Below are 10,365 nucleotides of genomic sequence, written 5' to 3'. Positions count from 1 at the left end.
CACGGCAACCCCGCTCAGCGCAATACCTAGTTGGTCGGACTCGGTGATGGCGCGAGCAATTGTCTCGGCTCGGTCCGGATCACTGGCAGCCACCACCACGGCAACCTCGCTCAGCACAAAGCCTTGTTGGTCGGACTCGGTGATGGCGCGAGCAATTGTCTCGGCTCGGTCCGGATCACTGGCAGCCACCACGACGGCAACCCCGCTGAGCGCGGTGGTCTGCAGGTATCGGTCAGTGATGGCGCGGGCGCTCGTTTCGGCCCGGTCCGGATCGGTGACGGCCACCACCCTGGCGAGCTGAGCAAGCGCTGTGGCCTGACGGTATGGGTCGGCGATGGTGCAGGCAATCGCTTCGGCCCGGCTGGCGAGCTGGACAGCTCGGACAGGGTCGGTGGCAACTACGGCTCCGGCAACACCGCTGAGCGCGGTGGCCTGACGGTATGGATCGGTGATGGTCCGAACGATCGCTTCGGCTCTGTCAAGGTCGGTGGTTGCCACCCTTCCGGCGATTGCGCTGAGCGCGATGCCTCGCTCGTACGGGTCGGTGATGTTGCACGCGAAAGTTTCGGCCCGCTCGGCGAGCTGAGCAGCCCGGTCCGGGTCGGCAATCGCCACCGCCTCAACAAGCCGCGCCAGTGCGGTGGCCTGCCGGTACGGGTCAGCGATGGTGCGAGTGATCGCTTCGGCCCAGTTGAGATCAGTAGCGGCCACCGCCTCAGCGAGTCGAGTGAGAGCGGTGGCCTGGCTATTCGGATTGGTGATCGTGCGGGCAATCACCTCGGCTCGGTTTCTGAGCCGAGCAGCCCGATCGGGACCGGTAGCGGCTACCGCCCTGACGAGTTGGGTGAGCGCTGCGGCCTGCTGATCCGGGGTGGAGTACGAGTGAGCGATCGCTTCGGCGCGGTCATGCTCGGCCAGCATCGTCAATACGGTCAGAAGCTCCAAGGGGATGCTGTCACTGCGCTCATGGATACGGTCGCGGTAGCGGGCCAGGCGCGCGGTGGCGAGCAGATCAGGGTCAGGTTGATCGCAGATGCGTTGCTGCGTAGTTCGAATCTCGGCCAGCGCGGTCGCGTCGCCTCCGGTACGTGCGCGCGTACAGTCGTGGCGCCCAGCGTCGAGAGCCGAGGCAATCATGCGGGGCAAATCGTTGTGGCGATCGAGGACAGGAAAGTAGCGGCGAAGCAGGAAATCCGGAGTATCGGCCGGCCAGTCTCGGTCGCGATAGCGCTCGGCCCAATGGTGCAGCCGGTTCAGGGCAGTGGTGAGTTGTCGTGCGCCGAGGCGTTCCTCGGCGGTGCGCTGCAAAGTTTCGTGGGCCAGCGCGTATACCGGATCGGAGTGTTCATCCGGTGCTGTGCTGGTGCGAAAACTGCGGCCGGCGACTCCGCGCAGGAGGGTATCAATTTCGTAGGGGGCAAGGTCGGTGAGCTCGACGAGCTCGGAGCGGGTCAGGCCGTTGGCGGCGGTGATCAAGGCCAGCAGCTGACGGTGTTGCTCGGGCCCGCCAAGCAGGTCATCGAGTTCTTTTATGGCGCGCGCGCGGACGCCGGCCGCAAACGGTGAGGAGGTCAGCCGGTAAGGCCTGGCGTCGGTCAGCGGATGCACAGCGGGAATCGGCAGATGGGGACCGTATCGGCTGGCAACGACGACACGCAGGTTCGGGTCTGGCCTGGTAGGCAGCAGCGAGACGATTGCTGGCCTGCCGGTGTCCTCGTCCGCGCCGTCGAGCACCAGCACCAGACGCCGCCCGCGCTGTGCTTCGCGCCGGGCGGCGGTGGCGAGCAGATCGTTTCGCAACCCGTCGCGGTTGAGGACTGCGGCTGCGATCAGAGCCCGCTGATCCGGCAGCAACACGGCGAGTTGGTCGAAGACCGCGACGGTGAACGCGGTGTGATCGCTCTGGTCGGCGAGCCGGTCTGTCACGAAGAAGCTGATCACCGTCACATCCGGCGGCGGGTACAGCGCGAACCACGACAACAGCGCAGACTTGCCCGCCCAGGGCTCGGCTCTGATCCATAGGTACGGCCGATCACCGCGGCAAAAACTCTCTAGCACGTCAAGCTCGCCGGCGCGGTCCTTCAACCCATCGACGGGGGCGATGAATTCGCGCACCTGGGTGAGATACCGCGACGTCTCCGACAGCAGCGCAGCATCGGAGACCGCTCCGACCTCGAAGTGATTGCTGATAGCGTCGATTCGGACCTGCTCGGCGTGCACAGCGCGCAGGTTGACCAGCGCTCCCGCTGCCGGGTTTTCCCAGTGAGTCGATGTCGCGCCCGGGGTCGGGTCTACCCGTGCGCGACCGGAGGGTCCGTGTGCGACTCCTTGACGCGGGTGCCCTCAATCTTCACCGAGCCGTCTACCCTGATTCCGGCGCCTTCGAAGCCGATGCCAGTGGCGACAGATAGGTCGGCGATTTCGAGGTCTTTGCCGATCGTACTGTTCGACAATCGAATACCGACAACCCCGGCGGCGCCAGGTGCCTGGTCGGCAATCAACTGCAGCAGCCTCTGAGCGGCGGTCTGCAGTTCCGGGTCGTCGCCGGCACCGGTCTTGGCAAGCTGGCGCGCCAACAGCTGGCGCCGCAGCGGTTCCTGCGGCTCGGACTCCAGACTCACGACCTCGGCGTCGACCACCCCATAGCGGCGGATCATCAATCCCCTCAACCCGGTGTAGGCATCAACGATTACCTGCTTGGCCGTATCACCTGCGCCTGCGGCGGCACCCGCCGCCACCGCCGCAGCGATCAACGTCACCGGCTCCACCCCGATCAACCTCCCCGATCCCGAGCCTGGCCGACCACGGGCCAGAACCTTCACAATCTAACCAAGAACCTCTCACTGTACTGTCATTTGAAGGACCGACAGTATGCGGTGACAGTTGGATGCCGACCACCGGTTCGTATGGGGCACGAACGCACCTCCGCCGCTACCGAGTCGTCATCGCTGTCGGATGAGTGTCTGCGCCGCAGTAGGGTTCGAGCGAAGGCACGCCGAATCCAGGCGCACACCGGCACCCGCCGAACTCTGCGAACTGATTTCTCGCGCGCCGATCCGGCTGATAGGTTCTAGCAACCGTCGTCCGTATTCGGGGTCTGGGCGATAATCCGTAACTGGCCTGCGCGACAATCTGCCCTGGATGGATGGCAAGTGCATCTCGAGAAGTACTCCGTATATGGGTTCCGTTCGTTGGCTGCCGTCAAGGACATCCCGATAGGCAACCCGACGATCATCGCTGGTCCCAACGACGGCGGTAAGTCCGCCGCGCTCGGCGCACTAGCGTTCCTCCTCGATTCTCTGACGTTGACCGAGGAAGACCGCTCCTACCTGTCCGCCGAATCCGGTGGCCGAGTGAAAACAACCGCGGTGGTCGGAGACTTCCGCGCAGACGCCTGGGAGCAGGCACACTTGAGCCTGCCGGCTACTGTGCGGCTACGCCGGTGCGCTGAGGCCGATCTCGTGCCCCGGTACGAGATCTGGGGCCCGATTCCCGACGACGAGGAGCTGTGGGACCTCGCGGACAAGCACGTTCCTGAACTCAAGGCTCTGGCTACCCGATTCGGGCATCGGTCGGCATCCAAGCTGACGAAGCCGAAGCTGCTGGATTGGCTGGTCGACTACGGTCGCACACACTCCAGCACCGAGGGATGGAGTGGCATGCCTCCTGCACTGCGGGCCAGGCTTCCGCGGATCACTCAATTCGAAGGCCACTCGGCAGATCCGGAAGAGGCCCTGCGTTCCGCGCTAACACCCCGATTCAAGAAGTTCGTCGCCGACGACGATGTCCGGGGTCGGCTCGGTGAGCTGGAGACCGACGCGCGCGAGCAGATGCGCATCGAGGCGAAACCACTCGCCGATCACATCATCGAGCGCTGCCCCGATATCGTCGGCGTGACGATCGTGCCCGACGTGAGCTTCACCGGAACACTGCGCTCGACCAGTCTTCGGGTGGAACGAGCGAATGGCGAGCAGGTGCTGCTCGACCGATCCGGGCGAGGTAGCCGCCGCCGCATCTCGATGGCGGTATGGGAAGGGACCACCGAACTGCTGAGCGACCCCGTCGACGGCGAGGAGGACACCGAGGCGGAACCTCCGTTACAGGTGATCGTCGCTTACGACGAGCCCGACACCCATCTCGACTACCACTTCCAGCGCGACGTCATGGGCATCATCCGCCGCCAGGCACGCGCCAGGCATGTGAGCGTTGTCGTCGCCACGCACTCCATGAACCTGATCGATGGAGTCGACATCCGAGATGTCGTACTGCTCAGATTGGATGAGGAGACTCGACGAACAGCGATCCAGCGCCTCGGCAATGCCGAACATGCCGAGTTCGACCGTCATCTCGGGGTAATCGCGGCCGCGGTCGGACTGCGAAACTCCGTTCTACTGCACGAACGCTGCTTCCTCGCTGTGGAGGGCGAGACCGAACAGAAGACGATTCCGATCCTGTTCCGCCTCGCGGAGGACATGTCGTTGCAGGCCGCCGGAATCGCACTCTGGGCCTGCGGTGGCAATGACGGCGCACTGAGACTCGCGAGCTACCTGCACAAGCACGAGCGCAGCGTGCTGCTGATGATCGACGCGGACAGCGAGAACAACACCCGGATCTTCGGAAAGAGCAATCTATCTGTTCACTTCGGCCCGGATCGGGACACGATCGTCAAGATGGTCGGCCAGCGCTCTCGGGTCCGCGAGTTGGAAGAACTGTTCGACGACGAGCTTTGGGCACGGACGGCGAACGAAGTCTGGCGTCGTGACGATGGGACCGATTGGACTCCGGCGCAATTTGCCGCCTGCCGTACAGAAAAGAAGTTCAGCGGCGCCGTCGAGCAGCTGCTCCGGACAGAAAGCACGCAGCATCCATCCGGCAAACCTGCGATGCTACTGGCTGTGGCATCGGAGCTCAAGCACGCCGGGGAGGTGCCGGAGGAGCTACGCGATATCTTCTCCGAACTGCGCCAACTAGCTGGCTAGCACGTCGGCCGCCGGACGATCACGCCGAGCCCGGCGCTCTAATAACCGCCGCTTCCGCTGCGCGCCGGTGGGCTCGACCCACGAGTGCCACTTCACGGTCGGCGCCCAGCGCTGCAGATGTTCTTCCCGATCGATACCGCACCATCGACAACCGTTGGGGTTGGGTATCGACTCATCACTTCTGCCACCCATCACATCGCCCCTTCCATCCAGCTAGTTGTACCCCAGACGGGTGACAATCAGCGTTGGTCCGGACTCGTCTCGGTGAATTGCGACCAGGCCCGACCAGCAGTCCGGGTGACCGAACTTGGTCGCGACCGCCACTTGCCCGCATGGGTGCAACCGCGCTCCGAGTCCACCCAGGTGCAGAGCGCTACCACCAGCCCTTCGAGGAAGGCCAGCTTATACCGGACACCCGCACCTGATGCCCGGGTCGGCGCGACCTACACCTCCACGGCACTCGGTTACCTGCCAAGTCGACAACACCGCCGGAAGACTCGCGTAGAAGACATCTCAGCCCCGAATCCGCGATCATATCAGGAGAGCACAGCCAAAACAATAAACACAAACGAGGTAATTTCAAGAGCAATCAACGCGGCCGAGTAGCCGAAATTCGGCACGCTCAAACGTCCGGGTCGCGCATGGTCTGCGACGGCAATATCGCCCGTTGAAGAGCTCCGTTGGAATACTGCGGTGCAAACAGAGTGCCTGCCAGGTCAGCGAGAGCATTCACTCCTGGGTCCCCTTCTCAGATACGCATTCCTGGTAATCGCTGCCGAGCACCGAGCGGACACCGTGCACACTGGCAGGCATCGAAGACGACACGTTGGTCTTGTCAGCGCAATTGGGTCAATCCACGGCGGTGAGCGAGTCATCAAGCATGAACTGGAGCTCATAGTTCAGCCCGAAGGGGTCCGGCGTTACCTCTGCGAGAAGGGGGTTGACTGTACACTCAACGCCCATCACCTGCCCGTCCAGACGTAGAAAGAAGAGCTTTTTGCCTTCAAAGTTCAATTTTTCGTCCCGTATTCCCTCGTCGACGAGGTAACCGAGGAACCAGTCTAGACGTCGTCCCCCGGCGAGAGTGGACATGCTCGTCGCGTGAGTAGCGTTTGGACGCAGATCTGCTGTGCCGCGCGGCACAGACACGGCCTACCGACGGATCCGAGAAACGTCGAGAACGGGTTCGCGATATGACTGCCGCATAGAATTGTTGATCTCAACCCCCGCGCGAGAATTGACAAGTTGTCCTAGCAGTTGGCGCCGAACGGGTCGCGGGCTTGCCGCATCGTCCCGCCGGAGGCAGGCTCGGCTGAGCGCTACCGGGCGCGCAACCCCGGCCAGCCGTACGGCGTCGGGCCCGCGGCGAGTCCGGCCTGCCGTTCTGCAACCGCGGGGGGCTTGGCCTGCGCCCCGCCGGGATCGGGTGCGGGCACACCCATCTCGCGCCGAACCGCCTCCATGTCCAGCCACATGACGTGCTGCACGACCTCCTCGAGCTGGGCGGCGGTGTGGAAGCCCGCGTTCGCGTACACCAGCAGCCCCTCCCGGTAGACGTGCAGCGTCGGCAGCGCCTTGACCTGCGCGGCGGCGGTCAGCGCTGCTTCCGCCTCGGTGTCGACGGTGGCGTGCACGATATCGCGGTGCTGGTTCGACGACTCCTCGAAGACCGGCGCGAACCGGGTGCACCAACTGCACCAGGACGCCCAGTAGTCGACCAGGACGATGCCGCCGCCGGAGACCGCCTGCTCGAAACTCCGCTGTGTGAAGGCCTGCGTGGGCATGTCCGAAATCCTGCCACGGATAGCGGATCCGGCGCCCGGGTCAGGCGAAGCAGGCCAGGAAGAGCGCCTCGGCGAGCGCGGTGCGCCGGATCTCCTCCGGGTCGACGCTCTCGTCCACCGCGTGGATCCGGCACAGCGGCTCCTCGACGCCGAGCAGCGCGATCTCGGCGCGCGGCACCACCTCGGCCAGCACCGTGCACAGCGGGATCGAGCCGCCCTGGCCCGAGTGCACCACCTCGGCGCCGTACGCGGTGCGCAGCGCCGCGGTGAGCGCGCGGTAGCCGGGGCCGTCGGTGGCGGCGGCGAACGGCGCCCCGATCGCCTGCGCCTCGACGTCGACCTCGACCTGCCAGGGGATGTGCGCGCGCAGGTGCGCGGCGAGCGCGTCGTAGGTGGCGCGCGGGTCGAGCCCGGGCGGCACGCGCAGGTTCAGCATGGCGGCCGCCTCCGGGATCACCGCGGCGACGCAGTCGGCGGTGCCGGGGGCGTCGATGCCGATCACCGTCACCGCGGGGCGGGCCCACACCATGTCGGCGGGGGCGCCGGAGCCGAGCAGTTCGGTGCCGGGCAGCGCGGTGGAGTCGGCGCGGAAGACCACGGGTGGGTAGGGCGCGCCGGTCCAGCGCTGGTCGCCGGGGACGCCGTCGATGGTGGTGTCGCCCGCGGCGTTTCGCAGCGACGCCAGCCCGTGCAGCAGCGCGGCCATGGCGTCCGGCGCCGCGCCGCCGAACTGCCCGGAGTGCACCGCCGAGCCGAGCGCCCGCACGGTGACCTTCGCGTTCACCACGCCGCGCAGGCTGGTGGTGAGCGTCGGGGTGCCCGCGGCGACATTGCCGGTGTCGCCGATGACGATCAGGTCGGCGTCGAACAGCTCGGGGCGCTGCCTGGCGAGGTCGTCCAGCCCAGCGCCGCCCGCCTCCTCCGACCCCTCGACGACGATCCGCACCGCGCAGCCGGTGGCGCCCGCGGCGCGCAGCGCGGTCAGGTGCGCGACCAGGTTGCCCTTGCAGTCGGCGGCGCCGCGCCCGTACCAGCGGCCCGCGCGCTCGGTGAGCTCGAACGGCGGCGAACTCCAGCGCTCCTCCGGCCCGGGCGGCTGCACGTCGTGGTGGCTGTAGAGCAGCACCGTGCGGGCATCCGGGGTGGCGCCCGCGCGGTACCCGACGACCGCGGGGCTGCCGTCCGAGGTCTCGATCACCTCGACCTCGAAACCGAGCTCGGCGCAGGCCTTCGCGGTCCACTCGGCCGCGGCCCGGCAGGCCGGCCTGCTCTCCGGCTCCAGGTGCACCGAGCGGTGCGCCACGAGTTCGGCCAGGTCGGCGCGGGCCCGCGGCATCAGCTCGGCGACGCGGTCGGTCAGCTCGGTACTCACAGGCTCCACCGTAGGTGCTCCCCTGCTGCCGGGAGTTCCCGGCTCGGTGCGACCGCGCGCCGCCGAGCGCGGGTTCCCAGCCGCCGGGATTTCCCGGCTCGGCGGCGACCGCGGGCCGCCGAGCGGGCGCCGGTCACGCCGGTTCGGTCATGGCCAGCAGCTCGGCCCGTGCCACCGCCAACTCCGCCTCGGTGAGGTACGGGCTGGAGCGGGCGACCGCGAGCCCCTCGGCGGCGTGCTGGACGACCAGCACCCGCGCCTCGGGCAGCCCGTCGGCGCGCAGCGCGGCCCGCCAGCGCTCGGCGTCGCGGGCGAAGAGCTCCTCGACGCCGGGCGGGTTCCCGATCGTCGCCCCGAGCCCGGTGGGATCGAGCACCGCCGCGACGAGGTCGTTCTCGCCGGTCACGGCGCGGACGTAGCCGCGAAGCAACTTGCCCGGCCGGTTCTCGGAGAGGTCGACGTGCGCGTGGATCTCGGCCCACATCCGCTCGATGGTGTCCTCGACCAGGCCGTAGAGCAGCGCGTCCCGGCTCGGGAAGTGGTGCCGCAGCCCGCTCTGGGTCACCCCCGCCGCCTTGGCGATCTCACCGAGGCTGGCCTTGGAGCCGTGCTCGGAGAGCATCCGCCCCGCCGCGTCCAGGATCGCCCGGCGGGTGCGCTCCTTATCTCTGGTCGCGGCCGGTTCAGTGGGCGTCACGGTGCTCCACTCTCGCACCTCGGGGCGAGGGGATCACCCTCCAGGCCACCGCCGCCGAGACGACGAGCAGCACGGCCGCGATGGCCGAGGTGGTCTGCACCGCGGTGGCGAACGCGGTCTGCGCGTGCTCGACCACCACCGGGTCGGCGACGGAGCCGACGGTCCCGGCGAGCGAGGCCTCCGCCGCCGCCGCGTCGGCCGCCGCGGTCCCGGCGGGCAGGTTAAGGTGCGAGCGGTACATGGCCAGGTGGATCGAGCCGAGCACCGCGATGCCGAGCGCCGTGCCGAGCTCGTAGGCGGTCTCCGCGATGGCCGACGCCGCGCCCGCGCGCTCCTTCGGCACCGCCGAGACCACCGCGTCGGTCGACAGCGTCATGGCGACGCCGATCCCGAGCCCGATCACGACGAGCGAGATACCCAGCCCCCAGTAGGCCGATTCGAAGACGGTGAGCGCGATCCCGGCCAGGCCGAGCGCGCCGAAACCCAGCCCGGCCCCGATCGCGCGCCCGGCGCCGAGCTTCGCAGCCAGCACCCCGACGAAGGCGACCACCACCATCGCGGCCAGCGTCGTCGGCAGCTCGGCCAACCCCGCCCGCAGTGGCCCGTACCCGCGCACCAGCTGCAGGTACTGCGAGAAGAAGTACAGCAACCCGACGAAGGCGAAGATCGCCAGCCCGTTGGAGACCACCGCCCCGGCGAAGGCCGGAACGCGGAACAGCGTGACATCGAGCAGCGGATGCGCCAGCCGCAGCTGCCTGCGCACGAACACCAGCCCGGCCGCGACGCCGATCGCCGCGCAGAGCGGCACGGTGAGGTCCCACCCGCTGCCGACCCAGTGCTTGACCGCGTACACCAGCGGCACGATCGCCAGGATCGACAGCGCCGAGGAGAGCAGGTCGATCGATGTCGAGGTGTCCCCGCGCGACTCCGGGATCAGCACCGGCCCCGCGATCAGCACCAGCGCCATGATCGGCAGGTTGATCAGGAACACCGAGCCCCACCAGAAGTGCTCCAGCAGCACCCCGCCGATCAGCGGCCCGATCGCCGCGCCCGCCATCGCCCCGGTCGACCACACCGCGATCGCCGTGGTCCGCTGCTTCGCGTCGGCGAACATCGCCCGCACGATCGACAGCGTGGAGGGCATGAGCGTCGCGCCCGCGACGCCGAGCAGCGCGCGGGCCGCGATCAGCGTCTCGGCGTTCGGCGCGAAGGCCGCCAGCGCCGACGCCGCCCCGAACGCCGCGGCGCCGATCAGCAGCAGTTTCTTGCGGCCGATCCGGTCGGCGACATTGCCCATGGTGATGAGCAGCCCGGCGAGGACGAACGAGTAGATGTCGCCGATCCACAGCAGCTCGGTCGGGCTCGGGCCGATATCGGCGGTGAGCGAGGGAACCGCCAGGTAGAGGACGGTGCCGTCGACGGCGAGCAGCGTGACGACCAGGACAAGGACCGCCAGCGCCGACCATTCCCGGCGTCCGGCTCTCGGGGTGGTGTGCAGGGTCATGCGACCAGGCTAACCACTCGATCGAGTTG

The 10,365-nt window shown here is 67.7% G+C and carries 8 protein-coding genes; 1 reads left to right on the top strand and 7 read right to left on the bottom strand.

The features are described from left to right. Both ACFUUZ_RS03075 and ACFUUZ_RS03070 read right to left on the bottom strand, forming a co-directional pair. A partial coding sequence (locus ACFUUZ_RS03075) for a hypothetical protein (protein ID WP_378691976.1) occupies nt 1-2,220 on the bottom strand: 2,220 nt, incomplete at its 3' end. A 71-nt stretch (nt 2,221-2,291) separates the two neighbouring features. After that, nucleotides 2,292-2,759, bottom strand: coding sequence for a hypothetical protein (locus ACFUUZ_RS03070; protein WP_378691974.1), 468 nt, complete (start codon nt 2,757-2,759; stop codon nt 2,292-2,294). Nucleotides 2,760-3,152: 393 nt separating this feature from the next. Here ACFUUZ_RS03070 and ACFUUZ_RS03065 point away from each other — a divergent pair, with 393 nt between their 5' ends. Further along, on the top strand, nt 3,153-4,979 hold the full coding sequence (locus ACFUUZ_RS03065; protein WP_378691973.1) for an ATP-dependent endonuclease: 1,827 nt from the start codon (nt 3,153-3,155) through the stop codon (nt 4,977-4,979). Between the two features lie 849 nt (nt 4,980-5,828). Here the strand turns inward: ACFUUZ_RS03065 and ACFUUZ_RS03060 are convergent. From ACFUUZ_RS03060 to ACFUUZ_RS03040, 5 genes are all read right to left on the bottom strand, one after another. After that, entirely contained in the window at nt 5,829-6,071 is a 243-nt protein-coding gene (locus ACFUUZ_RS03060; protein WP_378691971.1) for a hypothetical protein, read from the bottom strand. Between the two features lie 227 nt (nt 6,072-6,298). Further along, nucleotides 6,299-6,763 (bottom strand): thioredoxin family protein, encoded by a 465-nt coding sequence (locus tag ACFUUZ_RS03055; protein WP_378691969.1) that lies wholly within the window; start codon nt 6,761-6,763, stop codon nt 6,299-6,301. A gap of 40 nt (nt 6,764-6,803) precedes the next feature. Next, nucleotides 6,804-8,144, bottom strand: coding sequence for a dipeptidase (locus ACFUUZ_RS03050; RefSeq protein WP_378691967.1), 1,341 nt, complete (start codon nt 8,142-8,144; stop codon nt 6,804-6,806). 124 nt (nt 8,145-8,268) lie between these two features. Beyond that, nucleotides 8,269-8,832, bottom strand: a complete 564-nt coding sequence (locus tag ACFUUZ_RS03045) for a TetR/AcrR family transcriptional regulator (RefSeq protein WP_378691965.1) — start codon at nt 8,830-8,832, stop codon at nt 8,269-8,271. Continuing rightward, nucleotides 8,819-10,336, bottom strand: coding sequence for an MFS transporter (locus ACFUUZ_RS03040; RefSeq protein WP_378691963.1), 1,518 nt, complete (start codon nt 10,334-10,336; stop codon nt 8,819-8,821). Before ACFUUZ_RS03040 ends, ACFUUZ_RS03045 begins: the two co-directional genes overlap by 14 nt. Nucleotides 10,337-10,365 lie beyond the last annotated feature (29 nt).

The sequence above is a fragment of the Nocardia sp. NPDC057353 genome (genome assembly GCF_042667085.1).
In the GTDB taxonomy this organism is placed as follows: Bacteria; Actinomycetota; Actinomycetes; order Mycobacteriales; family Mycobacteriaceae; genus Nocardia.
This window is presented reverse-complemented; position numbering and strand designations above follow the sequence as displayed.

What these genes read in the sequence shown, in the direction of transcription:
- ACFUUZ_RS03040 (WP_378691963.1), bottom strand. Translation starts at nt 10,336, where the DNA reads ATGACCCTGCACACCACCCCGAGAGCCGGACGCCGGGAATGGTCGGCG.
- ACFUUZ_RS03055 (WP_378691969.1), bottom strand. Translation starts at nt 6,763, where the DNA reads ATGCCCACGCAGGCCTTCACACAGCGGAGTTTCGAGCAGGCGGTCTCC.
- ACFUUZ_RS03060 (WP_378691971.1), bottom strand. Translation starts at nt 6,071, where the DNA reads ATGTCCACTCTCGCCGGGGGACGACGTCTAGACTGGTTCCTCGGTTAC.